Here is a 23,798-nt window from a genome sequence, read left to right on the forward strand (position 1 = left end):
TCATAGAAGTGCGGTTACTTTTACGAACGTTTCATCACTTCAAAAAACTCTTCGTTGGTTTTCGCCATCATGAGCTTATCAATCAAGAATTCCATTGCATCCACTTCATCCATTGGATTAAGAATCTTACGAAGAATCCACATTTTTTGTAATTCATCAGATGTTGTGAGTAAGTCTTCTTTACGAGTACCAGAGCGTTTAAAGTCAATAGCTGGGAATACGCGTCTTTCTGCGATTTTACGAGAAAGGTGTAATTCCATATTACCTGTACCTTTAAATTCTTCGAAAATAACTTCATCCATTTTCGAACCGGTATCAACTAGTGCTGTGGCAATAATCGTTAAACTACCGCCTTCTTCCACGTTACGTGCAGCACCAAAAAAACGTTTTGGACGATGCAATGCGTTAGCATCCACACCACCAGATAAAATTTTACCTGAAGCTGGGGTTACCGTATTGTAAGCGCGTGCTAAACGTGTAATAGAGTCAAGCAAAATTACCACATCTTTTTTATGCTCGACTGAACGTTTCGCTTTTTCGATTACCATTTCTGCCACTTGAACGTGACGAGTTGCAGGCTCATCAAAAGTAGACGCAATGACTTCGCCTTTTACTGAACGTTGCATTTCTGTCACTTCTTCAGGGCGTTCATCAATCAATAATACGATAAGCTCTACATCAGGATAATTATGCGTGATACTTTGCGCAATATTTTGCAGCAACATGGTTTTACCTGCTTTTGGCGGAGCAACAATCAAACCACGTTGACCTTTACCAATTGGTGATGCTAAATCCAAAATACGGGCGGTTAAATCTTCTGTTGAGCCATTGCCTCGCTCCATTCTTAAACGAGAGTTAGCATGTAATGGCGTTAAGTTTTCAAATAAGATTTTGCTACGAGAAACTTCAGGTTTGTCATCATTAACTTGATCAACTTTTAAAAGTGCAAAATAGCGTTCGCCTTCTTTTGGTGGACGGATTTTACCTTCGATTTTATCACCAGTTTGAAGGTTAAAACGACGAATTTGACTTGGGGAAACATAGATATCATCAGGGCCTGCAAGGTAGGAACTGTCAGCAGAACGAAGGAAACCAAAACCATCCGGTAAGATTTCTAATACGCCACCGCCGAAAATATCTTCACCGCTTTTGGCGTGCTGTTTTAAAATTGCGAAGACAATATCTTGTTTACGCAAACGAGCTAAATTCTCTAAGCCCATTTGTTCTTCGCCAAGTTTCACAAGATCAGAAACAGGCGTATTTTTAAGTTCAGTTAAATGCATAATGAATAAATATTGGAATTAATAAGAATTGATGATTCGAATGGTGAGCCAATGCTCTTTGAATGGCGCGTAAATTACCACTAAAACCCTGTACTGTCTAGCGTTTCTTTATATTTAATCTAAAAAATTACCGCACTTTTCTTTCTCTTTTTAACATAGAAGTTTAGCCGTCTAGATTGTTATTTATTTGATTTTTCATTAGAATACGGACAATTTGTAAGGTTATCGATAAGCACTAAGGTAAATTATGGCGGATTGGGACGGAAAATATATCAGCCCTTATGCAGAACATGGCAAAAAAAGCGAGCAAGTAAAAAAAATCACAGTGTCTATTCCAATCAAAGTATTGGAAATTTTGACAAATGAACGCACTCGCCGCCAATTAAAAAGTTTACGTCATGCAACCAACAGTGAATTACTTTGCGAAGCATTTTTGCATGCATTCACTGGTCAACCTTTGCCTACCGATGAAGATTTAATGAAAGAGCGTAATGATGAAATTCCCGAAGATGCCAAAGTGCTTATGCGTGAATTAGGCGTCGATCCAGAAAGTTGGGAATATTAACCGCACTTTTCATTTATCCTTTTAATCCATTCAAAATTGAACATTCAGGGCAATCATTGCCCTGACAATTATCATGCCAACGCTGCAATTCTTGTACCATTTTTTGTAACTGTTCTATTTGTTGATTCAACGTTGCAATATGTTGAGCCGTTAACGCTTTTACTTCGCGGCTGCTACGCTTAGGATTATCTTGTAGTTCTAATAATTGTGCGATTTGATGTAGTGAAAATCCCACATCGCGTGAGTGACGAATAAAATGCAACCTTTCTAAATCACTTTCTCCATAATTTCGATAGCCTGACAAACTACGCACAGCGGGTTTAATTAAACCCATTTTTTCATAATCACGGATTTGTTTCGTAGATAAACCTACTAATTTTGCGGCTTCACTAATATTCATAAAAAATTCCTTGACCTTAACCTTACGTAAAGGTTTATAGTGTAGCCATCAATAAAACAACTCACAAGGAGAAAAAATGAAAACTATCACATTAAACATAGAAGGCATGCATTGCGGCGGTTGCGTAAAAAGCGTTACTCGAGTTTTAACTGAATTAGATGGCGTACAGTCTGCTGATGTGCAACTAGAAGGGAAAGCAAATGTTACTTTTGATGAAAATCGAGTCAATGTTGCACAGTTGATTGAGGTAATTGAAGATGCCGGATTTGACGCCACAGAGTAAAAAATTTCGATTCAGATTGGTGGGATGACCTGCCAATCTTGTACCAATCGTATTCATCAATAGAACCACTAACAAGGAGTAAAAATGAAAACTATCACATTAAACATAGAAGGCATACATTGCGGCTGTTGCGTAAAAAGCGTTACTCAAGTTTTAACTGAATTAGATGGCGTACAATCTGCTGATGTCCAACTAGAAGGGAAAGCAAATATTACTTTTGATGAAAATCGAGTCAATGTTGCCAAGTTGATTGAGGTAATTGAAGATGCTGGATTTGACGCCACAGAGTAAAAAAATTTCGATTCAGATTGGTGGGATGACCTGCCAATCTTGTGCTAATCGTATTGAAAAAGTTTTAAATAAAAAACCATTTGTGCAACAAGCTGGGGTGAATTTTGCCGCTGAAGAAGCTCAAGTTGTATTTGACTCTACGCAAGTAAACGAAACTCAAATTATAGAGATTATCCATAAAACAGGTTTCTCTGCTCATATCAAACAAGCCAATGAATTGCCAATAGAAGAAAAAAATACATTAATCCCTTGGCGATTAATCGTTCTTTGGATAATCAATATTCCATTTCTGATTGGTATGCTTGGTATGATGAGTGGATCTCATCACTTGATGTTGCCCCCGATTTGGCAATTTGCATTAGCGAGCATTGTGCAACTTTGGTTAGCCATTCCATTTTATCGCGGAGCAATCGGTAGTATTCGTGGTGGACTTGCCAATATGGATGTCCTTGTCAGTACAGGAACGCTCACCATTTATCTTTATTCTGCTTTCATGTTGTTTTACCACGCCAATCATGCAATGGGACATGTGTACTTTGAAGCTTCTGTTATGGTGATTGGTTTTGTCAGTCTTGGAAAATTTCTTGAAGATCGCACTAAAAAGCATAGCCTAAATAGCTTAAGCATGCTTTTGCAACTGACACCGAAAAAAGTCACTGCTCTACGTAATGACAAATGGACTGAAATTACTCTTGACCAAGTAAATATCGGCGAAATCATTCGTGCAAATCAAGGCGAGCGTATTGCGGCAGACGGCATAATTGAAAGTGGAAATGGATGGTGTGATGAAAGTCATTTAACGGGTGAGTCTCGCCCAGAAGAAAAACAGTCAGGTGGAAAAGTATTAGCGGGGGCAATGGTAACAGAAGGTTCTATTATCTATCGGGCAAATCAACTTGGTAGCCAAACCTTACTTGGCGATATGATGAATGCATTATCAGATGCGCAGGGCTCAAAAGCACCCATTGCACGATTTGCTGACAAAGTTGCATCAGTATTTGTGCCTGCTGTATTAGTGATTTCACTTGTTACTTTTGCGTTCACTTATATTCTAACTAATGATAGTGTGTCTTCACTTATTCACGCAGTAGCCGTACTTGTGATTGCTTGCCCTTGTGCCTTGGGATTAGCTACACCAGCAGCCATCATGGTTGGTTTGGGTAAAGCGGTCAATGCTGGCGTATGGTTTAAAGATGCAGCAGCAATGGAGGAAACCGCCCACGTGGATACCGTTGTACTTGATAAAACTGGCACACTAACAAAAGGCGAGCTTGAGATTTCGGCACTATGGCAACCACAAAGTGCGGTGTATTCTGAAGACGATTTGTATCGTTTTGCAGCTGCAGTTGAACGACAAGCTAACCACCCAATTGCAAAAGCTATTGCGCAAGCAGCAGAACAAAAAATGTTAGACATTCCAACCGCACTTTTTTCAAAGATGGAAGTCGGTCAAGGCATTCAAGCCGAATTAGAACAAGTGGGAACAATAAAAGTCGGTAAACCAGATTATTGCGGTTTAATCTTGCCTAAAAATTTAGAGGATATCTGGCAAATTGCGAGCATTGTCGCGGTATCTATAAATGATGAACCTATTGGCGCATTTGCACTAACGGATACCTTAAAAAACGATAGTTTGCACGCTATTCAACGCTTACAACAGCAAAATATTGATGTAGTAATTATGAGTGGCGATCAACAATCTGTCGTGGATTACATAGCAAAACAACTCGGCATTAACAAAGCCTTTGGTGGACTCAGCCCTAGAGATAAGGCAGAACAAATTCAAAAGCTGAAAGCTCTAGGTCATGTTGTAGCAATGGTAGGTGATGGAATAAATGATGCGCCTGCTTTAGCCGCTGCAAACGTCAGTTTTGCGATGAAATCAGGTTCAGATATTGCTGAACAAACGGCTTCTGCAACACTTATGCAACATTCGGTGAATCAACTTGTAGATGCGCTTTTTATTGCAAGGGCAACCTTGAAAAATATCAAACAAAATCTATTCTTTGCTTTGATTTACAATATTCTCGGCATACCCCTTTCCGCTTTAGGTTTTCTAAATCCAGTGATTGCAGGCGCCGCGATGGCGATGAGTTCAATTTCCGTATTGATGAACGCCTTAAGATTGAAAAAAGTGCGGATCTAATTTCATTTATTTTTATAGGCAATCGGTGTCGTGCTCGCACCGATTTTTTGTCGCTGAAAATTACCGCACTTTTTATAAAAAAATTTTAACTTGATCACAATTTTAGAATTTGCTCTTTGAGATTCTCTATTTATCGGCATAACATAATACTCAAATTTTGTTAGGGCATATTTTGCTCTGCAAATTGACAAATTTAAGTAATTTATGCTTTGGAGCAAACTATGAAACCAACAGAAAAACTCAAATGGAACAAATTTGATGCAACATGGATGTTAAACCTTTTCGGTACGGCGGTTGGCGCTGGCGTCTTATTCCTACCGATTAACGCAGGGATGGGCGGATTTTGGCCGTTAGTTTTAATGGCAATTATCGTCGGACCAATGACCTATTTTGCTCACCGTGGTTTAGCCTATTTTGTACTTTCATCAAAAAATCCTGGCAGAGATATTACTGAAGTAGTTGAAGAACACTTTGGTAAAACAGCCGGTAAACTTATCACCCTACTTTATTTCTTTGCTATTTTCCCTATTCTTTTAATTTACGGGAATGGTATTACTAACACTGTCGATTCTTTCATTGTGAATCAACTTGGCATGGCGTCACCAAACCGAGCAATTCTCTCTTTTGTATTAATTACAGTATTGATTTCCGTCATGCTATTTAATGAAAAAGTGATGTTAAAAATCACAGAATGGCTTGTTTACCCATTAGTATTAATTTTATTCGCACTTTCTATTTACTTAATTCCGGAATGGAATGGTGCGATGTTACATGAATTCCCAACAGCAGGCGGTTTCGTCACAACATTGTGGCTTACTATTCCTGTATTGGTATTCTCATTTAACCATTCACCAGCAATTTCATCTTTCACTTGCTCACAATTCCGTGAATACAAAACTTTCGATGGTGCAGAACGCCATATCGGCCATACAGAAAAAGGCACCTCAACGATTTTGTTATTCTTCGTAATGTTCTTCGTATTTAGCTGTGTATTAACACTAACACCTGAAGAATTAGTGGCAGCAAAAGCACAAAATATCAGTATTTTGTCTTTCTTAGCGAATAAATTTGATAATCCATATATCTCTTATTTTGGCCCGCTTGTTGCATTCTTAGCGATTACTAGCTCATTCTTTGGTCACTATATGGGCGCACGTGAAGGCTTAGAAGGCTTATATTTGAAAATGAAAGGCGAATCTGTAAATCGTAAAAAACTCAATTACGCGACTGCACTTTTCTTCCTATTAACGTTATGGGGCGTTGCGATTATTAATCCAAGTATCTTAGGCTTAATCGAATCTCTTGGCGGCCCAATCATTGCGATGATTTTGTTTATCATGCCAATGTACGCGATTCGCAAAATCCCAGCGATGAAACGCTACAGCGGACGTTTCAGCAATGTTTTTGTAACGATTATGGGATTAATCGCTATCTCTGCGGTTGTTTATGGATTATTATAAGCGCCCTTTAAAGTTTAGCGAATTTTGAGAAATTTATGATTAGCGTATTTGATATGTTTAAAGTGGGAATTGGGCCATCCAGTTCCCATACTGTCGGTCCGATGAAGGCTGGCAAACAATTTATAGATGACTTAATTGCACGAAATCAGTTTGAACAAACAGCTGAAATTCATGTGGATGTGTATGGTTCCCTTTCGATGACAGGGAGAGGCCACAGTACGGATATCGCTATCATTATGGGGTTAGCGGGTTATTTACCACATAATGTGGATATCGATATGATTTCAGGTTTCATCGAGAAAGTGAAACAAACTGCGCTTTTACCAATTAATGTTGGTCAAAAGACAGTAAAATTTGATTTTGAAAATAATCTCATTTTCCACCGCACTTTTTTAAAATTGCACGAAAATGGCATGACAATTACCGCTCTTGATGAAAATCGCACAGAGCTTTATCGCCAAACCTATTATTCGATCGGTGGTGGTTTTATTGTCGATGAAGCCCATTTTGGTCAAGAAGAAAAAAACATAGTCCAAGTGCCTTATCCTTACAAAAATGCAGAAGATATTTTAAAACATTGCAGTGATAACGGCTTAATGCTTTCCACTGTGATGTTGGAAAATGAAATCGCCTTGCATGGTAAAGAAGCAGTCAGCGCTCATCTAGAGAACGTCTGGAAGACGATGCAAGCTTGTATCGAACATGGTATTCATACTGAAGGGATTTTACCTGGGCCATTACGAGTGCCACGTCGTGCAGCTTCTCTTTATCGTATGTTGCAAGCAAATACTAATTTATCCAACGATCCAATGCGTGTGATCGACTGGGTCAATATGTTTGCGCTTGCAGTCAATGAAGAAAATGCAGCAGGTGGACGCGTAGTCACAGCTCCAACTAATGGTGCATGTGGGATTATTCCAGCTGTATTAGCTTACTATGAGAAGTTCATCTCACCATTAACACCTGAAATCATTGAACGCTATTTATTAGCAGCAGGGATGATTGGTTCACTTTATAAAATGAATGCTTCGATTTCTGGCGCAGAAGTGGGTTGCCAAGGTGAAGTGGGTGTAGCCTGTTCAATGGCTGCTGCGGGACTAGCTGAAATTTTGGGTGGTAATCCACTGCAAGTATGTATCGCAGCTGAGATTGCAATGGAGCATAACTTAGGATTAACTTGCGACCCTGTCGGCGGTCAAGTTCAAGTACCTTGTATCGAACGCAATGCGATTGCTTCAGTTAAAGCAATCAATGCATCACGTATGGCTTTACGCCGCACCACTAATCCAAGAGTAACCTTGGATAAAGTGATTGAAACAATGTATGAAACAGGTAAAGATATGAATGCCAAATATCGCGAAACATCTCAAGGTGGACTAGCAGTTAAGATTGTTTGTACTTAAATACAAAAATCTCAATTCAATTTATCGTATATAAAGCTAAAGCCTTGATAATCAAGGCTTTAGTTTTTCTATCAAAAACGATGGTAATTATAATGATACCCGACACTTGGCACTACAGGAATAACAGGTAGCGAACTTCTCACTCGAGCTCTAACCTTATTATCACTCGCATTCAATTTTAAGTTAGTATCAACTTGACTTGCAACTCTATCTTTCTGTGCCTGAGTAACCGTATTACCACTTGTTACACGAGCATTATACTCTTGCACAGCCTTCATATCATAAACACCACCAGTTTGTTCTGGCTGAGATGAACATGCCGCTAAACCTAAAATTGCACAACTAACAAAAACTATTTTTCTCATTTAGTCCATCCTATTTACAAATTACGTCAGTTAATACTGCTCTTCCTTCGGAAACATGATTAACTGCTTTTTCTTTTAATGTCTTATTTTCTTGTAACTGAATGCGTTTAGACAAGTTTTTGTCTGTAATTGAGTAAACAGGAACATAACTTACATTCAAAGGATCCTTTCTACTATAAATTGTCGCTCCAGTTACTCCACCGTAATATTCACTTCTATTACTTGGGGAAAGATAATTGTGAGTTGAATTTGTGTAATCCACACCTCTTTTAATTTTAAAGCCTCGGCAAATTCCTGCTGGAGATTCATAAATACTCTCTGATGAGCTCATTTCATTAATTTTATAAACCTTCAATTCAATACTTTGAGCAAGATGTCGAACATCATTATCAGAGACATCTGAACTAAAGGATTTTTTATCTGTTTCATCAACATAAGTCACTGAATTAGATTTACCTTCAGCAATTGACAAGCGTGGTATAAACAAGCTAACCAGCATGCAACAGAATAAAGAAAAAGAAATATAATTTTTATAATTCATTCCAAATTTGCCTTAACATTTTTTAAAGTGATATTTCCCACATAAAATACTAACTACAACTTGTCAGTTAATAACATTGCCTTACTATACCTAAAAGGGGGATAAACTACTAGGCTATTTTTCAGGCGTAATACTTTTTGATTTTTCTTCGTTTTGAGCTTCTAAAGCATCACGCGCAGCGCGAATACTTTTTTCAATTAGTGGAACACGCTCATCATCTTTCGGCATTAAGCGTAGCATCATCGCCCAAGTCACTGCCGCCATTTTATAATCTTCCGTTTCAAAATAACGGAATGCGAGCAGACTTAACGCCTCAACATTAGTGTGATCTTGACGAATCACTTCACGCAATAAATCACCACCTTTAAGTTTATCAGTCGCGTCTTCAGAGAACATCAATACACGAGCATAGCCTAATTTATATTGCACATTATCTGGTTCAAGTTTGTTAGCCTTTTGATAGCTATCAAATGCCAAACGTGCATCACCTAAATTCATCCCAATTTGACCGAGCATCCACCATTTTTTTGCATCTGTTGGATTTTTCTGTAAATCAATTCGAAGTGCGGTAGAAAATTGCTGCATTTCTGCATCAGAAAATGGATTTTTATCTTCATCTTTCATTCGATCAAAGAAATAGGGCAATTTCGCATAAGTTTGCGCTAACATCGATTCAGCTTGCCAAGAGCCCACCATAAAATAAGAAGAGCCCGCGATAATTCCTAGCGCCAACACACCAGACACAAACCACACTTTTCCATAAGATTTGCCTGAAGAATCCACATTCTCTTGAACCTTGCTCGGCACATCATCAAGCAAGGTTTTCTGTAACTCTTGTTTGAGTTGCTCAACATTTTCAACTAAACCTTGGGAATTATCTTGCTCAATTTCTTCCAAGCGCGAGAAATATAACGCCTTATTTAAATCATCACGTTTTTGCTCATGTTTCGCTTTGAATTGACGCAATAAAGGATAAAAACAAATTAACGCCACAACTAAAGTGGTTAATATAAAAATTAATGCAAAATTCATCTATTTATCCTTGTTTAATAATTCTGCCAAACGCGCATTATCTTCATCAGTTAAAACATCTTGGGATTTCACCGCACTTTGAGCTTTTGGTTTACGTCTTAATAAAAATACCACGCCTAACAACACAAGCAATAATGGCGCGATCCATAGCACTAATGTACTCGCTGTCATGGGGGGATCATAGGTTACAAAATTGCCGTAGCGTGCCACCATATAATCCACTACGTCATTTTTCGATTTGCCTTCTTGTAAAAGCTCAAATACTTTGCCACGCATATCCACGGCGATAGTCGCATTGGAATCCGCAATATTGTTATTTTGACATTGAGGGCAACGCAAAGATTGTGTTAATTGGTGGTAATCACTCTCTTGCTGTGGAGAAGTAAAATTGAGCGCATCAATGGCTGAAAAGGCCTCTGAGCTAAACAAAAGTGCGGTCAAAAATAGCCATGTTTTTTTCATTATTGTTGCTCCGAAAGTTTGTCATAAATTGGTTTTAAAGTCTGAATCCAAACTTTCTCGTTTACATCACCGGCATAGCGATAATGAATCACGCCTTTTCCATCTACAATGAAAGTTTCTGGCGCACCATATACCCCTAAATCCAAACCGAAAGAACCTTTTTCATCTTTTAAAACAACTTTATAAGGATTGCCAAGATCTTTTAACCACTTCATTGCTTTAGCTGATTCATCTTTATAATCTAAACCGATAATTCTCACACCATCTTTGGCAAGTTTGTTTAAATATTGATGTTCGGCATAACAAGTCGGACACCAAGTAGCCCACACATTAAGCAAAACTGGCTTACCTTGTTGAAACAATTCAGTCGTGTAAGCTTTATTTTCAAAAAGCTCCGTTAAATTTTTTGCCGGCACAGGCTTTCCAACCAAAGCAGACTCTAATGCTTTAATATCTTCACCTTGCGCATTACGTTTTAATTGCACTAAAAATGCAATTGTTATCGATAAAAAGAGAATAAGAGGAACGAGTAATTTTTTTTTCATTTTTTACCGCACTTTAAATATAAAAACCAACGTTGGCTTTCCTGAAAGCCCGTATTATTCACACAAGCTAATTAAAAGTTAAGGCACACCTTAATCAAGGTGCGCCGTCATATTATTTTTTCAATAAAGCGTTAAATCGATAGCGTCGATCGAACATACACAATAATCCACCTAACGCCATAAACAAGCCACCAATCCAAATCCAGCGAATAAACGGCTTGTAATATAAGCGTAACGCCCAAGAATTATCCTCAAGTTTTTCACCGAGAGCCACATAAAGGTCACGAGTTAAACCACCAGCAATAGCGGCTTCCGTCATAGACATACGACTTACTGTGTAAAAACGTTTTTCCGCGAATAAACTTACCTCTGGTTGCCCATCTTTCGAAATATCAATTTGCGCTTTTCCACCAACATAATTTGGACCATTCGCATCCGTCACTCCGGCGAATTTAAAATCGTAACGACCAATTTGTGCGCTTTCGCCAACTTTCATTCGAACATCACGTTCTACGCTGAAGTTTTGGCTAAATGCGATACCCCAAACAGTCATTGCTACGCCTAAGTGAGCTAACATCATTCCCCAATGAGAACGAGATAGTTTTCGTACGCCCACAAAGAATGATTCACGATGTGTCGCACGTTGTTGCAATTCATAAAGCGCAAGTAACGCGATAATCACGGTCATCATTGAACCAAGTACCGAACTCACGGTAATTTTATCTTGCAAGAAATAAGGTAACGCAAAACCTGCAATCACCATAACAAATACGCTGATAACAACAGGCGTGCGAATTGCAGAAAATTGGTCTCTACGCCATTTCACCAAAGGTCCAATACCAAGCAATAATGCAAATGGTGTCATAATAATTAAGAACATTTGATCAAAGAATGGCGCACCAATAGAAATAGAACCTAAACCAAGTTGTTTGTGAACGAGTGGTAACAACGTTCCTAAGAATACAACGCAAAGTGCGGTCATTAAGAAGATATTATTTAATAACAACATACTTTCGCGTGAATAGCGTTCTGCATTATCACGAGAGCGAATTTGACTGCCTTTATACGCATAGAGCGCAAGCGAACCACCAATCACCACAACGAGGTAAGCCAAAATATACAAACCACGAGTTGGATCCGATGCAAATGCGTGAACTGAAACTAAGATGCCAGAACGAACTAAGAACGTGCCGAGCAGACAAAGTGAAAAGGCTAAAATCGCAAGTAATACCGTCCAAGCTTTGAAAGAACCACGTTTTTCTGTCACAGAAAGAGAGTGAATTAATGCAGTACCAGCAAGCCACGGCATAAACGATGAGTTTTCTACTGGATCCCAGAACCACCAGCCCCCCCAGCCAAGCTCATAATAAGCCCACCAAGAACCGAGTACGATACCTAAAGTTAAAAACACCCAAGCAGCAAGCGTCCAAGGACGCGACCAACGCGCCCAAGCTGAATCTAATTTTCCAGTCATCAAGGATGCAATCGCAAACGCAAATGCCACCGAAAAACCAACATAGCCCATATAAAGTAATGGCGGATGGAAAATCAACCCTACATCTTGCAACATTGGATTAAGTTCTTTTCCATCCACTGGGAAATCAGGGAAAGTACGCGTAAAAGGATTTGAGGTAAACAAGACGAACAACACAAAACCTACGCTAATAATCCCCATAATACCAAGCACGCGAGCAACCGCTTCTTGAGGTAAATGTTTACTCAATAAAGCAACGGCAGATGACCAAACAGCGAGTAACCAAATCCACAGCAATAAAGAACCTTCGTGAGAACCCCAGACTGCAGATAAACGATAATAAATAGGTAAAGCCGTATTAGAGTTATTCACCACATACTGCACACTAAAATCATTTACTGCAAATAAATAAAATAATGCAGCAAAAGCGATGCTTAAACTTGCAAATAAACCATAAGTCATTGGGCGAGCTAATGCCATTAATTGTGCATTGCCCTTTTCTGCCCCCCATAAAGGGAAAATCGCCAACATAAGCGATACGGCTAAACTTAAAGCCAGCGCATAATTTCCTAATTCAGCAATCATTTTGCGCCTTCTTTTTCTTGACGATCACGCGTGCTTTCGCCTTTTAAATCTGCCTCACCAATCCCCATTGGTTTATGCACTTTTTGCATTTTTTCACCTAATTCTGGTGGCACATAATTTTCATCGTGTTTAGCCAATACTTCTGTCGCGGTTAAAACAGTTGGCTGAGTTAATACCCCTTGAGCCACAATACCTTGTCCTTCACGGAAAAGATCTGGCAAAATACCTTCATATTCAACAGTGATCGCAGGGCCAATATCATTTAAATCGAACCGTACTTTTAAGCTTTTTGGATCACGCACTACCGTGCCTTCAACCACCATACCGCCAACACGAATACGCTGCCCCACTTCAGGTTTTTGATTCGGGTTATTATCCTTGCCTTGAATCACTTCAGATGGCGTATAAAACAAGTCGATATTTTGACGTAACGCATACAGCATCAATCCACTTGCAATAGCAATGCCAAGCACAACAAAAATGACTAATTTAAATCTGGATTTACGTCTTGGATTCATAGTGTGTTCCCTTTATTTACTTGTTGTAAACGTTCTTCGCGTTGTTGTTCACGCAATACATTTTGTAACACTGTCTTGCGTTGTTTTACACTTTGAACAATTAAGGCAATAACTGCCACTAAACTTACTGCATAGGATAACCATACGTAAAAACCGTAGCCACCCATATTAAAAAAATCACTCCAAGTCTGGAAAAACATAAAATATTCCTTATAAAAAATCGCTAAAAAACTAACCGCACTTTATTTCAGTGTTTGAGCCAATGCTTTAACCCAAGGACGTTTCGCATCTTCTTTCAATAATTCCACGCGATAACGCACTAAAGTAAGCCAAATATACAAGGTTAAAAAACCGAAGATACACAAAATTAATGGAACCAACATTGGAATTGCAATGGATGGTTTTTCCAGTTTCGTGATACTCGCACCTTGATGTAGCGTGTTCCACCATTCCACAGAAAAATGAATTATCGGTAAAATCACGACCGTTGTAATGCATAAAATCCCCGCCGCTTTTGCTCCTACGTTACGATCTGAAAAAGCAGAATAAAGCGCTAAAATCCCAAGATAAAGAAAGAATAAAATCAATTCTGCAGTTAAGCGAGCATCCCACACCCACCAAGTGCCCCACATTGGTTTACCCCAAATTGCGCCTGTAACAAGCGATAAGAAAGTAAACAATGCACCAATTGGCGCCATTGCAATCATTGCGAGGTGGGCTTGCTTAATTTGCCATACAAGGGCAACCACAGCAGCAATCGCCATTGAACCGTACACACCCATTGACCAAATCGCTGTCGGCACATGCACATACATAATTCGGAAACTATTACCTTGTTGGTAATCTGCCGGTGCGAACACTAACCCCCATACAATGCCAACACCGAGTAAAATAAGCGTTAAAAATGCAAATAACGGACTCAATTTACCGCAAATACGATATTGAGTTTCTGGTTTTGCATAAGGATGTAGCCACTTCCACATAAAAAATCCTTAAAAATTAAAGAGAAAAACCACCGCACTTTTATACGGTAGAATGAAATTAATTATCCAAACTAATTCGTAGTGCCGCAGCGATGGCAAAAGGCGAAAGCGTTAATGCGCCAACCATCATGGCACCTAAAATCGCCAATTGTCCCCCATAAGGTACATTTAATCCAGCTGCCTCTAATATTGATGATGCAAAAATTAAAACTGGAATAAACAACGGAACAACAAGCAAACTCAACAACACACCACCTTTTCGCAATCCCACCGTTAAAGCCACGCCAATTGCACCGATACAACTCAATACAGGAGTGCCCAGTAACAATGTCAAAACCAATGCCCACCAAATATTGACCTCAAGAGAAAGCAATAAAGCAGCAATCGGTGATAGCAAAATAAGCGGTAAACCGGTGAGCAACCAATGTGCAACGACTTTAGCCAGAGCCGTCATCGGCAAAGGCTGTGCGGTTAACATTAATTGTTCAAGAGAACCATCAATAAAATCATCACGAAACAAACGTTCAAAAGAAAGCAATGCTGAAAGTAATGCGGCTACCCATGCAATACCCGGTGCGATACGAGAAAGTAATTTAGGATCCGGTCCAATAACAAGCGGAAACAAAGTAATCACAAGCAAAAAGAACCATAGCGGATTTAAAATTTCCGCATTTTTGCGCATCGCAATTTGAAGTTCTCGTTTAATTATTTCTAAAAAAATCATTAAGTTATTCCGCTTTATAAGCCGCTAAATTCAATTTTTGCAGATGAGAACTTGGCACTTCTTGGTGGCTGGTTAACAATACGATACCACCTCCTTGAGCATGCTCATCAAAAAGTGCGGTTAGAATTTCCACGCCTTTTTTATCAATCGCAGTAAAGGGCTCATCTAAAATCCATAAGGGTGCTTGAGACAGCCATAAACGACCTAACGCGATACGCTTTTGTTGCCCAGCAGAAAGTTGTGCGGCAGGCAAATCTTCACGGCCTAACAATCCCACTTTCTCAAGCAAATCCCACAAAATGTCAGTATTTTGTTCAGCTTGACTAATTCGTTGATAAAACTGCAAATTTTCCCATGCAGTTAACTCTGGTTTTACGCCCGAAAGATGACCTAAATAAAGCAAATTCTGATGATACTGTTCACGTTGTTTAGAAATTGCTTCAGAATCCCACCGCACTTCGCCTTCTAAAGGTTGGGCTAAACCCGCAAGAATACGTAATAAACTGGTTTTACCTATGCCGTTATGCCCTTCAATTTGCACAAAATCACCGCTATTAAAATCGCAAGTCAAAGCACGAAAAAGTACGCGCTCACCACGTTGGCAGGATAAATTTTGCAGAGATAACTTGTGTGGTTCAAACATAATTGCAAAGGGAAAATAAAAAGTGGCGGTATTCTATCACAAGAGAAATATTTGACGAGATTTTAGCCCCCGAAACAGATAACTCTTTAGGTGTAGATCGATAGGTTTATTGATTTAAAACAAGGTTTAATAAATTCGTCTATTAATGTAAAAGGAAAAACATTTAATGATCTAAATCAAAATTTTTGCTATTATTTGCTCACTTTTGGTTATAGACCAAAACCCTCAACGAAATTTGTCTTTATTACATAGAAGGAATAAATTATGGCTTACACTCTACCTGAATTAGGCTACGCCTACGATGCATTAGAACCACATTTCGATGCGCAAACAATGGAAATCCACCACAGCAAACACCACCAAGCTTATGTAAACAATGCAAACGCAGCATTAGAAGGTTTACCTGCTGAGTTAGTGGAAATGTGCCCAGGTCAATTAGTTTCTAACCTTGACAAAATCCCTGCAGAAAAACGCGGCGTATTACGCAATAACGCAGGCGGTCATGCAAACCACAGCTTATTCTGGAAAGGTTTGAAAAAAGGTACTACCTTACAAGGCGCATTAAAAGATGCTATCGAACGTGATTTCGGTTCTGTAGATGCATTTAAAGCAGAATTTGAAAAAGCATCAGCAACTCGTTTCGGTTCAGGTTGGGCGTGGTTAGTATTAACTGCTGAAGGTAAATTAGCCGTGGTATCAACAGCAAACCAAGATACCCCATTAATGGGTAAAGAAGTGGCAGGTTGTGAAGGTTTCCCACTTTTAGGTTTAGACGTTTGGGAACACGCTTACTACTTAAAATTCCAAAACCGTCGTCCAGACTACATTAAAGAATTCTGGAACGTAGTAAACTGGGATTTCGTTGCAGAACGTTTTGAACAAAAAACAGCACACTGCAACTGTGCAAAATAATCAATATTGAAGAAGCCTAGCAAACGCTAGGCTTTTTTGTTTTCAGATATGCCAAATACAAAAATGCAGTGAAAATTCACCGCACTTTGTTCTTTTTTGTTTATCCCTCAATCCCTTCAAACAATGCTGTGCTTAAATAGCGCTCTGAAGCTGAAGGCAAAATAACGACAATGAGTTTATCAGCAAATTCTGGTAATTTAGCTAAACGATCTGCGGCTGCGACAGCTGCACCAGATGAAATACCTGCAAGAATGCCTTCTTCCGCCATTAGGCGACGGGCTGTGGCAAGTGCGGTATCGCTATCAACAGTTTCTACGCGATCAATAATAGATAAATCTAAATTTTTAGGAATAAAACCTGCGCCAATGCCTTGAATTTTGTGTGGGCCTGGTTTTGCTTCTTCGCCCGCTAAAGTTTGAGTAATGACGGGAGATTCCACTGGCTCAACCGCAACAGAAGTGATTTGTTTACCAAAATCTAATTTAATCGCGCGAGAAATACCCGTAATCGTGCCGCCTGTTCCTACACCAGCAACAATAACATCGACTTTGCCATCCGTATCTTTCCAAATTTCAGGGCCTGTTGTTTCTCGATGAATTTGTGGATTGGCTGGATTTTCAAATTGTTTAAGCATGACATAGCGGCTTGGATCAGAAGCAACAATTTCTTCCGCTTTCGCAATCGCGCCTTTCATTCCTTTTGCGCCTTCGGTAAGCACTAAATTAACACCCAATCCGCGCAATAAACGTTTTCTTTCTAGGCTCATTGTTTCTGGCATGGTGAGTGTGATTTTATAACCTCTAGCTGCCGCAACATAGGCCAAAGCAATACCAGTGTTACCGCTCGTTGCATCTACAATTTCTTTTCCTTTCGTGAGCGTGCCATCTTTTTCTGCTTGCCACACCATATTCGCTCCAATGCGGCATTTTACGCTATAGCTTGGGTTACGACCTTCAATTTTCACAATCACATTGCCGTTATGGCCAAAGTGTTTTAAACGCACAAGTGGCGTATTTCCGATAGAATAAGAATTGTCTGCATAAATTGTCATAATATTTCCCTTTCGTTGGACTTCGTTAATGTTGGCTTATTTATAGCACCGCACTTTTGATTAAAAAAATAGTTATTTGATCTATTTTATAACCGCAAGCTATTTAACAACCCCTGTATTTTCTGAACGAACATCAAGCCCCGTTTGAGATGAAGAATGGTTATTCATATTAAAACGTAAGCCATTACGATAATTTTCCACCCACATCACCGTCGCACCACATACTGCAACAGGCATAATTAATAAATTAATCACAGGCACAAACGTGCAACAAGTTACTAATCCACCAAACGTTAAACTTTGAGTACGTTGATTGCCAAGCGCATTTTTCATGATATCAAAAGAGACCTTGTGATTATCAAAAGGATAATCACAGTATTGAATTGCCATCATCCAACAAGTGAACAAGAAAGTAAGTACAGGCACGATGGTTTGCCCAACCAAAGGAATAAAACTTAGTAAAAACAAGGCGATAATTTTAGGCAGGCTGTAACGTAATTTTTGCCACTCTCGACCAAGCATACGAGGCACATCCCTCATTACATCCTCGAGACTATCATCATTAATATTTTCACCTGTCAGCATTTTTTCTACTTTTTCCGCTAGCAAGCCATTAAATGGGGCGGCAATAAAGCCAGAAAGTGTAGTGAAGGTAAAATAAAAGAGCAATAAAATCGTTAAAATTGACAGGGTTAACAAAATTACACTGAGAAAACTCAGCCAGTCTGGAATAAAATTCATCACCCAATCAATCGCACTGGTGATTTGGCTAATAAAAAGCCAAAATAAACCACAGAGCAAAACGGTATTGAGCAAAATTGGAATAATAACAAACCGACGTAAACCTTTTTGTGTGATGTAATGCCAGCCCATTACAAAATAATGGAAACCAGATTTTAATTCATTAGGATTCAACATTTTTCTTTCCTTTCAATAAAAATACGCCTAAAACAGACCGCTCTTTTCCATTAAAATTCCACGCATTGAAGTATTTTTTCACCTACTGAAATATGGTAGGATTAGCGCCATTAATAGCATTCTCGCTGGACTAGCACGCGTAAGGAATAAAGATGGATTTAAATACAATTTTGATTATTGTGGGCATTTTGGCACTTGTTGCCTTAATCGTGCACGGATTATGGTCAAATCGTCGTGAGAAATCAAAATATTTTGATAAAGCTAATAAATTTGACCGCACTTCTCATGTGCAAAGATCCCATACGCAAGAAGAAACGCAACCAACAAATGCTAATTTGTCTCACGTCACTACAGCGCAAGCAAATGCACCAATTCGTCATCAAGTCATGCCTAATGCAGCAGTAAATCAAGAACCTGTTGATTATAGACAAAGTGAAAAAAGTGTCGATGACATTAAGATTTCAATTCCAAATGTTCAACCTGTTTATGATATGGGAAATCATCGTTCTGAGCCGTTAAAGCCGACTCAACCACAATATGATATGCCAACATCAAATAGCGTTGCGAATATGACATTGGAACAAATTGAAGAACAAAGCAAAAATACTAGTTTCGATGGAATTAATTCATCATCACCAGAATTAAGAGCACAACTTGCGGAATTAGCTCACGAAGAACGTCAAATGGACTACAACGTATCTTTTAATGAATCAAAAGCAGAAACGACAGCTAAACTCAAACAAACAACTGGCTATATTCAACTTTATCTTATTCCAAAATCTAGCGAGCAATTCAACGGTGCAAAATTAGTACAAGCCCTTGAAAACTTAGGTTTTATCTTGGGTGAGGATGAAATGTATCACCGCCACTTAGATTTAAGTGTGGCAAGTCCAGTTCTCTTTAGCGTGGCAAATTTAGAACAGCCTGGAACATTTGATGCTTACAACTTAGTAGATTTCAGAACAATGGGAATTGTATTCTTTATGCAACTACCATCACCAGGTAATAATCTCGCTAATTTACGCATGATGATCCGCGCTGCACATACATTAGCCGAAGATTTACAAGGCATTGTGCTTACTGAAGAACAAGAAATCTTTGATGAAAATGCAGAGCAAACATATCTTGCTCGCGTGTAAATTCATACCTTAAATTTACCGCACTTTTATCTTTATTGAGACAGGCTTTATGCCTGTCTATTTTCACTCTAAACACACAAAAAGTGCGGTCATTTTTCCCCGAGAATTTTATGACAAATATTCAAACTCAAATAGACAATCTACGCAAAACCTTGCGCCAATATGAATATGAATATCACGTTCTAGATAATCCAACCGTGCCTGATAGCGAATATGATCGCCTCTTTCATCAGCTAAAAGCATTAGAGCTAGCACATCCTGAATTTCTTACTTCAGACTCCCCAACTCAACGTGTTGGTGCAAAACCACTTTCTGGGTTTAGCCAAATTCGTCATGAAATTCCCATGCTCTCTTTAGATAACGCTTTTTCTGATGACGAATTCTATGCCTTTGTAAAACGCATTGAAGATCGTTTAATCGTATTACCTAAACCGCTTACCTTCTGTTGTGAACCTAAACTTGATGGTTTAGCAGTGAGTATTTTGTATGTAAATGGAATTCTTACCCAAGCAGCCACTCGTGGTGATGGCACCACAGGCGAAGATATTACAGCCAATATCCGCACTATTCGTAATATTCCATTACAACTTCTAACAGACAATCCACCCGCTCGTTTAGAAGTGCGGGGCGAAGTTTTTATGCCACACGCAGGATTTGAGCGTTTAAATGAATATGCACTAGAACATGGTGAAAAAACTTTTGCTAACCCTCGTAATGCGGCAGCAGGCTCTTTGCGTCAACTTGATCCTAATATTACAAGTAAACGCCCATTGGTATTAAATGCTTATGGCATTGGGATTGCTGAAGGCGTTGAACTACCAAGCACTCATTATGCTCGTTTGCAATGGCTAAAATCTATCGGTATTCCAGTGAATCCAGAAATTCGTTTATGTAATGGTACGAATGAAGTTTTAGATTTTTACCGAGATATTCAAAATAAACGAAGCTCTCTGGGTTATGACATTGATGGGACAGTATTAAAAATCAATGATATAGCCTTACAAAATGAACTAGGATTTATTTCCAAAGCACCTCGTTGGGCAATTGCTTATAAGTTCCCAGCCCAAGAAGAATTAACTGTCTTGAATGATGTTGAATTCCAAGTAGGTAGAACGGGGGCAATTACACCAGTCGCTAAATTAGAACCAGTATTTGTTGCAGGTGTTACAGTAAGCAATGCCACCTTACACAATGGTGATGAAATTGAACGCTTAAACATTGCTATTGGCGATACAGTTGTCATTCGCCGAGCAGGCGATGTGATTCCACAAATTATCGGCGTATTACATGAACGTCGCCCTGATAATGCTAAACCAATTATTTTCCCAACAAATTGCCCTGTGTGCGACTCTCAAATTATTCGTATTGAAGGCGAAGCGGTGGCTCGCTGTACGGGAGGATTATTCTGTGCCGCACAACGCAAAGAGGCGTTAAAACATTTCGTCTCTCGTAAAGCAATGGACATTGATGGTGTAGGCGGAAAATTAATAGAACAATTAGTCGATCGAGAACTGATTCATACACCAGCGGACTTATTTAAACTTGATTTAACTACGCTCACACGCTTAGAAAGAATGGGCGCCAAATCTGCAGAAAATGCTCTCAATAGTCTTGAGAAAGCCAAAAGCACGACCCTTGCTCGCTTTATTTTTGCTTTAGGCATACGTGAAGTAGGAGAAGCCACTGCATTGAATCTTGCTAATCACTTCAAAACCTTAGATGCGCTTAAAGCCGCTGATCTTGAGCAACTTCAACAAGTACCTGATGTAGGTGAAGTTGTAGCAAACAGAATTTTTGTATTCTGGCGTGAAGCGCATAATGTTGCCGTTGTTGAGGATTTAATCGCACAAGGTGTACATTGGGAAACTGTGGAAGTAAAAGAAGCCAGTGAAAACTTATTCAAAGATAAAACCGTCGTTCTCACCGGCACCCTCACTCAAATGGGCCGCAACGAAGCAAAAGCATTACTACAACAGCTAGGCGCAAAAGTAAGTGGTTCTGTGTCCAGTAAAACGGACTTTGTCATCGCAGGCGACGCTGCTGGCTCTAAACTCACCAAAGCACAGGAACTAAATATTACAGTATTAACAGAAGAAGAATTTTTAGAGCATGTTAATCTTTTAAATTAGTTGAATTAAAATCATATAAACAAGAGCGGCCAAAAATCATTATATTTTGACCGCTCTTTTGTATTTAAATGTTAAGTTATCCATTTACTGACATAGTCGTTTTGTCTTCTTTCATCCTTCCTTAAATACGCAGCTGCCCGTATTAATAACGGTAATTTGATTGTGATTACAGTTTCAACACGCAGCCGCGCAGAGGTGGCTGCTGGCAATCTCGCAGTGAGAATATTGGCCTTTGGTGTTTCAACACACAGCCGCGCAGAGGCGGCTGCTTTACACAAACTTTTAAAAACGTGGCGCCCCTGTGGTTTCAACACACAGCCACCCGAAGGTGGCTGCTTTGACCCCTTGTTTTGATCGGGTCGGAAAAATGGGTTTCAACACACAGCCACCCGAAGGTGGCTGCGGATTACAAAAAGCCGTGAACAATCAATCTAAAAGTTTCAACACACAGCCGCGCGAAGGCGGCTGCAAAACCATGGGCTTCTGCTGATGCAATTCGGAAGTTTCAACACACAGCCGCGCGAAGGCGGCTGCCTAAACAACAAATAACACGAGGATCTAAAAATGGTTTCAACACACAGCCGCACGAAGGCGGCTGCGTTTGATTTTATTGATAAATTGCCCACAATTTACCGTTTCAACACACAGCCGCACGAAGGCGGCTGCCCGTAAAAAATAGATCTTTTTCGATCTCAAAATTGTTTCAACACACAGCCGCACGAAGGCGGCTGCATAAAAGGGGAGCTTGTTTTTTCTTATGGCATAAGTTTCAACACACAGCCGCACGAAGGCGGCTGCGCTGATCTTAATTCGGTAGAGAAAGTGACTCGAAGTTTCAACACACAGCCGCACGAAGGCGGCTGCAAACATTGCAACAATCATCAGTAGTAAGTAGTAAAGTTTCAACACACAGCCGCACGAAGGCGGCTGCCCTACATTAAGACGGCAAGCGGTCGCCAAAAAGAGTTTCAACACACAGCCGCACGAAGGCGGCTGCGCCCTCATGCCCAATTAAACGGTTAAAAATATCCAGTTTCAACACACAGCCGCACGAAGGCGGCTGCTTCTTTTGCACGTTGTAGATATGGTGTAACGTTGGTTTCAACACACAGCCGCACGAAGGCGGCTGCTGATGTATTCGTTCTGACTTATATCAAGAGATGGGTTTCAACACACAGCCGCACGAAGGCGGCTGCAAAATAAGTGTTGACAATTAGAAAAACCCTGCTAGTTTCAACACACAGCCGCACGAAGGCGGCTGCTGATACGGATACGCACATTGCGATTGAGAAAAGTGTTTCAACACACAGCCGCACGAAGGCGGCTGCAGCAGATAACTATCTGCTTGCTAAAAATAATAATGTTTCAACACACAGCCGCACGAAGGCGGCTGCTTTAGAACGTTTAAAGCCTCGTTAATATTCATGATGTTTCAACACACAGCCGCACGAAGGCGGCTGCTCCCTACCTAAAAAAGCAAGAAAAATCAGCGTATTAAACACTGTATTTCGCTAACTGATTTTATGATAAGGAGTTTAGTCAGTATAACGGCTGTATTGCCGTTATACAAATAGATTAAGTCATCCAAATTGTTAAAGAAAACGAAGATCGCTATCCTATCAGGATTTTAATGAGAACAATAGGTTAGCGAACTAAATGATAAGTACGTCTTTAAATATATCCACTGCCGGTTTTGCCCCATGATGCTCCACTTTATTATGCCACTTACTGCCCAAATGGTAAAAACGCAGGCTGTCACATGTGGGATCGTAGGTTTCCAATAGTTTGTTTTTCAACATAACCCACTGGTCAGGCGTGACATCGCATTCAAAGACCGAATATTGCGCCCGAACGCCGTAATCTAAGCAATGTTTTGCGATACGGCGCAATCGCGCCTGCCCGTTTGGATCGTCAAAAGAAATGTCGTAAGTAATCAGCATTAACAT

General features: G+C 39.6%; 25 protein-coding genes and 1 CRISPR repeat array. Of the genes, 9 read left to right on the plus strand and 16 right to left on the minus strand.

Translation table 11 applies throughout. The annotated features are described in order from the left end of the window. Positions 1–20 precede the first annotated feature (20 nt). The gene (rho, locus tag AC6H0J_RS00660) at positions 21–1,283 is read right to left on the minus strand and encodes a transcription termination factor Rho (RefSeq protein ID WP_005629550.1); all 1,263 of its coding nucleotides are present in this window, start codon (positions 1,281–1,283) and stop codon (positions 21–23) included. A gap of 247 nt (positions 1,284–1,530) precedes the next feature. Between rho and metJ the strand changes: the two genes are divergently transcribed. Then, positions 1,531–1,848 (plus strand): met regulon transcriptional regulator MetJ, encoded by a 318-nt coding sequence (gene metJ, locus AC6H0J_RS00665; protein WP_118817162.1) that lies wholly within the window; start codon positions 1,531–1,533, stop codon positions 1,846–1,848. Positions 1,849–1,861: 13 nt separating this feature from the next. On the opposite strand, the gene cueR is transcribed toward metJ, so the two are convergent. Then, positions 1,862–2,248, minus strand: coding sequence for a Cu(I)-responsive transcriptional regulator (cueR, locus tag AC6H0J_RS00670; protein ID WP_005629546.1), 387 nt, complete (start codon positions 2,246–2,248; stop codon positions 1,862–1,864). Positions 2,249–2,324: 76 nt separating this feature from the next. Between cueR and AC6H0J_RS00675 the strand changes: the two genes are divergently transcribed. The 5 genes from AC6H0J_RS00675 to AC6H0J_RS00695 all read left to right on the plus strand — a co-directional run bounded on the left by AC6H0J_RS00675 (position 2,325) and on the right by AC6H0J_RS00695 (position 7,831). Beyond that, positions 2,325–2,531, plus strand: coding sequence for a heavy-metal-associated domain-containing protein (locus tag AC6H0J_RS00675; RefSeq protein WP_065250239.1), 207 nt, complete (start codon positions 2,325–2,327; stop codon positions 2,529–2,531). A gap of 84 nt (positions 2,532–2,615) precedes the next feature. After that, a complete protein-coding gene (locus AC6H0J_RS00680) occupies positions 2,616–2,822 on the plus strand; it encodes a heavy-metal-associated domain-containing protein (RefSeq protein WP_118817163.1) in 207 nt (68 codons plus the stop codon). Beyond that, positions 2,797–4,968, plus strand: a complete 2,172-nt coding sequence (locus AC6H0J_RS00685) for a heavy metal translocating P-type ATPase (RefSeq protein WP_497512707.1) — start codon at positions 2,797–2,799, stop codon at positions 4,966–4,968. The genes AC6H0J_RS00680 and AC6H0J_RS00685 overlap by 26 nt, the downstream gene beginning before the upstream one ends. 221 nt (positions 4,969–5,189) lie before the next feature. Next, on the plus strand, positions 5,190–6,428 hold the full coding sequence (locus tag AC6H0J_RS00690) for an HAAAP family serine/threonine permease (protein ID WP_118817165.1): 1,239 nt from the start codon (positions 5,190–5,192) through the stop codon (positions 6,426–6,428). A gap of 35 nt (positions 6,429–6,463) precedes the next feature. After that, positions 6,464–7,831 (plus strand): L-serine ammonia-lyase, encoded by a 1,368-nt coding sequence (locus AC6H0J_RS00695; RefSeq protein ID WP_497512708.1) that lies wholly within the window; start codon positions 6,464–6,466, stop codon positions 7,829–7,831. A gap of 71 nt (positions 7,832–7,902) precedes the next feature. Here AC6H0J_RS00695 and AC6H0J_RS00700 read toward each other — a convergent pair whose 3' ends face one another. The 11 genes from AC6H0J_RS00700 to ccmA all read right to left on the minus strand — a co-directional run bounded on the left by AC6H0J_RS00700 (position 7,903) and on the right by ccmA (position 15,703). Further along, positions 7,903–8,196: a hypothetical protein gene (locus AC6H0J_RS00700; RefSeq protein WP_118817167.1), complete on the minus strand. Its 294-nt coding sequence runs from the start codon at positions 8,194–8,196 to the stop codon at positions 7,903–7,905. Between the two features lie 10 nt (positions 8,197–8,206). After that, a complete protein-coding gene (locus AC6H0J_RS00705) occupies positions 8,207–8,737 on the minus strand; it encodes a DUF8095 domain-containing protein (RefSeq protein ID WP_118817168.1) in 531 nt (176 codons plus the stop codon). 114 nt (positions 8,738–8,851) lie between these two features. Then, the gene (gene ccmI / locus AC6H0J_RS00710; protein ID WP_118817169.1) at positions 8,852–9,769 is read right to left on the minus strand and encodes a c-type cytochrome biogenesis protein CcmI; all 918 of its coding nucleotides are present in this window, start codon (positions 9,767–9,769) and stop codon (positions 8,852–8,854) included. Beyond that, entirely contained in the window at positions 9,770–10,231 is a 462-nt protein-coding gene (locus AC6H0J_RS00715; protein WP_118817170.1) for a cytochrome c-type biogenesis protein, read from the minus strand. After that, positions 10,231–10,776, minus strand: coding sequence for a DsbE family thiol:disulfide interchange protein (locus AC6H0J_RS00720; RefSeq protein WP_118817171.1), 546 nt, complete (start codon positions 10,774–10,776; stop codon positions 10,231–10,233). The genes AC6H0J_RS00715 and AC6H0J_RS00720 overlap by 1 nt, the downstream gene beginning before the upstream one ends. Positions 10,777–10,888: 112 nt before the next feature. After that, positions 10,889–12,835: a heme lyase CcmF/NrfE family subunit gene (locus AC6H0J_RS00725; protein ID WP_118817172.1), complete on the minus strand. Its 1,947-nt coding sequence runs from the start codon at positions 12,833–12,835 to the stop codon at positions 10,889–10,891. Next, the gene (ccmE, locus tag AC6H0J_RS00730) at positions 12,832–13,353 is read right to left on the minus strand and encodes a cytochrome c maturation protein CcmE (RefSeq protein ID WP_118817173.1); all 522 of its coding nucleotides are present in this window, start codon (positions 13,351–13,353) and stop codon (positions 12,832–12,834) included. The genes AC6H0J_RS00725 and ccmE overlap by 4 nt, the downstream gene beginning before the upstream one ends. Further along, entirely contained in the window at positions 13,350–13,553 is a 204-nt protein-coding gene (ccmD, locus tag AC6H0J_RS00735; protein ID WP_046952747.1) for a heme exporter protein CcmD, read from the minus strand. Before ccmD ends, ccmE begins: the two co-directional genes overlap by 4 nt. 42 nt (positions 13,554–13,595) lie before the next feature. Beyond that, positions 13,596–14,336 carry a heme ABC transporter permease gene (locus AC6H0J_RS00740; protein WP_118817174.1) on the minus strand — a complete coding sequence of 247 codons (741 nt, stop codon included), beginning with the start codon at positions 14,334–14,336 and terminating at the stop codon, positions 13,596–13,598. Positions 14,337–14,394: 58 nt separating this feature from the next. Further along, positions 14,395–15,060 (minus strand): heme exporter protein CcmB, encoded by a 666-nt coding sequence (gene ccmB / locus AC6H0J_RS00745; RefSeq protein WP_118800717.1) that lies wholly within the window; start codon positions 15,058–15,060, stop codon positions 14,395–14,397. Positions 15,061–15,064: 4 nt separating this feature from the next. Then, entirely contained in the window at positions 15,065–15,703 is a 639-nt protein-coding gene (gene ccmA / locus AC6H0J_RS00750; protein WP_005637212.1) for a cytochrome c biogenesis heme-transporting ATPase CcmA, read from the minus strand. A gap of 264 nt (positions 15,704–15,967) precedes the next feature. On the opposite strand from ccmA, the gene sodA reads away from it, so the two are divergent. After that, positions 15,968–16,615 (plus strand): superoxide dismutase [Mn], encoded by a 648-nt coding sequence (gene sodA, locus AC6H0J_RS00755; RefSeq protein WP_118817175.1) that lies wholly within the window; start codon positions 15,968–15,970, stop codon positions 16,613–16,615. A 100-nt stretch (positions 16,616–16,715) separates the two neighbouring features. Here the strand turns inward: sodA and cysK are convergent, their stop codons facing one another. Further along, positions 16,716–17,666: a cysteine synthase A gene (cysK, locus tag AC6H0J_RS00760; RefSeq protein WP_118817176.1), complete on the minus strand. Its 951-nt coding sequence runs from the start codon at positions 17,664–17,666 to the stop codon at positions 16,716–16,718. A gap of 99 nt (positions 17,667–17,765) precedes the next feature. Further along, positions 17,766–18,584: a sulfate transporter CysZ gene (cysZ, locus tag AC6H0J_RS00765; protein WP_118817177.1), complete on the minus strand. Its 819-nt coding sequence runs from the start codon at positions 18,582–18,584 to the stop codon at positions 17,766–17,768. A gap of 152 nt (positions 18,585–18,736) precedes the next feature. On the opposite strand from cysZ, the gene zipA reads away from it, so the two are divergent. Both zipA and ligA read left to right on the plus strand, forming a co-directional pair. Then, complete coding sequence (gene zipA, locus AC6H0J_RS00770) at positions 18,737–19,723, plus strand: cell division protein ZipA (protein WP_118817178.1); 987 nt, start codon at positions 18,737–18,739, stop codon at positions 19,721–19,723. Between the two features lie 110 nt (positions 19,724–19,833). Continuing rightward, positions 19,834–21,852, plus strand: a complete 2,019-nt coding sequence (gene ligA / locus AC6H0J_RS00775) for an NAD-dependent DNA ligase LigA (RefSeq protein ID WP_497512709.1) — start codon at positions 19,834–19,836, stop codon at positions 21,850–21,852. A gap of 171 nt (positions 21,853–22,023) precedes the next feature. Then, a CRISPR array of direct repeats spans positions 22,024–23,313; the repeat unit is 32 nt; unit sequence GTTTCAACACACAGCCGCACGAAGGCGGCTGC. Positions 23,314–23,504: 191 nt separating this feature from the next. On the opposite strand, the gene cas2 is transcribed toward ligA, so the two are convergent. Further along, positions 23,505–23,798 carry a CRISPR-associated endonuclease Cas2 gene (cas2, locus tag AC6H0J_RS00780; protein ID WP_118817180.1) on the minus strand — a complete coding sequence of 98 codons (294 nt, stop codon included), beginning with the start codon at positions 23,796–23,798 and terminating at the stop codon, positions 23,505–23,507.

The organism is Haemophilus sp. THUN1691, assembly GCF_059704425.1.

Excerpts from the sequence above, each read along its gene's own strand:
- rho (WP_005629550.1), bottom strand. The coding sequence starts at position 1,283 with ATGCATTTAACTGAACTTAAAAATACGCCTGTTTCTGATCTTGTGAAA.
- metJ (WP_118817162.1), top strand. The coding sequence starts at position 1,531 with ATGGCGGATTGGGACGGAAAATATATCAGCCCTTATGCAGAACATGGC.
- cueR (WP_005629546.1), bottom strand. The coding sequence starts at position 2,248 with ATGAATATTAGTGAAGCCGCAAAATTAGTAGGTTTATCTACGAAACAA.
- AC6H0J_RS00675 (WP_065250239.1), top strand. The coding sequence starts at position 2,325 with ATGAAAACTATCACATTAAACATAGAAGGCATGCATTGCGGCGGTTGC.
- AC6H0J_RS00680 (WP_118817163.1), top strand. The coding sequence starts at position 2,616 with ATGAAAACTATCACATTAAACATAGAAGGCATACATTGCGGCTGTTGC.
- AC6H0J_RS00685 (WP_497512707.1), top strand. The coding sequence starts at position 2,797 with ATGCTGGATTTGACGCCACAGAGTAAAAAAATTTCGATTCAGATTGGT.
- AC6H0J_RS00690 (WP_118817165.1), top strand. The coding sequence starts at position 5,190 with ATGAAACCAACAGAAAAACTCAAATGGAACAAATTTGATGCAACATGG.
- AC6H0J_RS00695 (WP_497512708.1), top strand. The coding sequence starts at position 6,464 with ATGATTAGCGTATTTGATATGTTTAAAGTGGGAATTGGGCCATCCAGT.
- AC6H0J_RS00700 (WP_118817167.1), bottom strand. The coding sequence starts at position 8,196 with ATGAGAAAAATAGTTTTTGTTAGTTGTGCAATTTTAGGTTTAGCGGCA.
- AC6H0J_RS00705 (WP_118817168.1), bottom strand. The coding sequence starts at position 8,737 with ATGAATTATAAAAATTATATTTCTTTTTCTTTATTCTGTTGCATGCTG.
- ccmI (WP_118817169.1), bottom strand. The coding sequence starts at position 9,769 with ATGAATTTTGCATTAATTTTTATATTAACCACTTTAGTTGTGGCGTTA.
- AC6H0J_RS00715 (WP_118817170.1), bottom strand. The coding sequence starts at position 10,231 with ATGAAAAAAACATGGCTATTTTTGACCGCACTTTTGTTTAGCTCAGAG.
- AC6H0J_RS00720 (WP_118817171.1), bottom strand. The coding sequence starts at position 10,776 with ATGAAAAAAAAATTACTCGTTCCTCTTATTCTCTTTTTATCGATAACA.
- AC6H0J_RS00725 (WP_118817172.1), bottom strand. The coding sequence starts at position 12,835 with ATGATTGCTGAATTAGGAAATTATGCGCTGGCTTTAAGTTTAGCCGTA.
- ccmE (WP_118817173.1), bottom strand. The coding sequence starts at position 13,353 with ATGAATCCAAGACGTAAATCCAGATTTAAATTAGTCATTTTTGTTGTG.
- ccmD (WP_046952747.1), bottom strand. The coding sequence starts at position 13,553 with ATGTTTTTCCAGACTTGGAGTGATTTTTTTAATATGGGTGGCTACGGT.
- AC6H0J_RS00740 (WP_118817174.1), bottom strand. The coding sequence starts at position 14,336 with ATGTGGAAGTGGCTACATCCTTATGCAAAACCAGAAACTCAATATCGT.
- ccmB (WP_118800717.1), bottom strand. The coding sequence starts at position 15,060 with ATGATTTTTTTAGAAATAATTAAACGAGAACTTCAAATTGCGATGCGC.
- ccmA (WP_005637212.1), bottom strand. The coding sequence starts at position 15,703 with ATGTTTGAACCACACAAGTTATCTCTGCAAAATTTATCCTGCCAACGT.
- sodA (WP_118817175.1), top strand. The coding sequence starts at position 15,968 with ATGGCTTACACTCTACCTGAATTAGGCTACGCCTACGATGCATTAGAA.
- cysK (WP_118817176.1), bottom strand. The coding sequence starts at position 17,666 with ATGACAATTTATGCAGACAATTCTTATTCTATCGGAAATACGCCACTT.
- cysZ (WP_118817177.1), bottom strand. The coding sequence starts at position 18,584 with ATGTTGAATCCTAATGAATTAAAATCTGGTTTCCATTATTTTGTAATG.
- zipA (WP_118817178.1), top strand. The coding sequence starts at position 18,737 with ATGGATTTAAATACAATTTTGATTATTGTGGGCATTTTGGCACTTGTT.
- ligA (WP_497512709.1), top strand. The coding sequence starts at position 19,834 with ATGACAAATATTCAAACTCAAATAGACAATCTACGCAAAACCTTGCGC.
- cas2 (WP_118817180.1), bottom strand. The coding sequence starts at position 23,798 with ATGTTAATGCTGATTACTTACGACATTTCTTTTGACGATCCAAACGGG.